General features: G+C 39.8%; 1 protein-coding gene. It reads right to left on the reverse strand.

Annotated features, from left to right (window positions below; all coding sequences use genetic code 11):
• Positions 1–1,229, reverse strand: a 1,229-nt coding sequence (locus DXB92_RS12860; protein WP_147330075.1) for a hypothetical protein, incomplete at its 3' end; no start/stop codon positions are given.
• Position 1,230 lies beyond the last annotated feature (1 nt).

The following is a 1,230-nucleotide window of genomic DNA, read 5'->3' on the forward strand; positions in this document are numbered from 1 at the left end:
CCGCTTTCCTGCATGATCAGTGTTCTTTTAAAGGCATGATCCCAATCCAAATCACCAGAAGCCTTGTATGCGGCAGAAAACCATTCAACATCTGCATTATCAATTGTGCCGCTGTCGTCTTTGTCCATGTATGCGTAGTAATTATCAGATGGACCTCTTAATTTTGCAGCCGCTTCCAAAAATTCCGCATCATTCTCGTCAATTACACCATTATGGTTTAAATCAAGATTATACCAGTAAACATCCATGGATTGATATATAATTGAAATATATGAATTTAGATCTTCCTCATCAATTATACCATTTCCATTGAAATCAAGGTCGGAAATTTCAGAAGAATCGTAGCCAACAAAACTTGCCATAATATACATATCCAGATGATTGATGCAGGCATCTCCATTCAGGTCATAAATATATGCAGCATTTGCATCCTGTTGCGATTCACTCGCAGAATTGATTGCATTCTGAGCATCCAGTAATTCAGCCTGATCAATTTTGCCATCATCATCAAGATCCATAGAAAAATTGAATGCATCATCACCACGATATGCCCCTAAGCAACTCTGTACATATGCCAAGTCTTTTCCATTGATAACATCGTCGCTCCACTCGTTGTCGTGTTCTTCATTCCAAGTGGTATCACCTGGAACTAATGTTACTGTGTTGCGAGAAGCACCGGATCCAACAGTATAAGTACCAGTACCAAAATCCTTCAAGTAAAACGGCAAATAACCATCACTTTCATATTTGACATGATAGATGCCACTACCGCTGCTTGCTGTTACAGAATAACTGTCACCACTTCGGAGTTCCTGGTATTCAATTTCATTCCAGTTCTCATCAAAAATACGTACATAAATCGGCGTTTTGTCTTTAATTCCATTGACATCGCCTTGTTTAACAATACCAGTTACTGTTAATTCACCTGCTGGAGCATCGCCATCCGAAGCAGTCGCAATAACTGCAGTATGGTCCTGCACTGCTTCGTCTGATTCGGATTGAACAGAAATATCATCTTCTGCAATCTCCTCATTATTAGCAGTTTCATTTTTGTCTTCAGCAACATCAAAATAATCTACTTTTCCAAGATCTTTTGTTGCTTCTTCAAATTCCTTGGCAAGCTGGTCTTTGTTCTTTGCTCCCTCAATCGCTTCTGCAGCAGATGCAATTGTATCAGCATGTAAAAGACCTTGGGCACTGCCGTCGCCAAAAATCATGATCTGTCCCATG

This window comes from Ruminococcus sp. OM06-36AC (genome assembly GCF_003438725.1).
In the GTDB taxonomy this organism is placed as follows: domain Bacteria; phylum Bacillota; class Clostridia; order Oscillospirales; family Ruminococcaceae; genus Ruminococcus_C; species Ruminococcus_C callidus.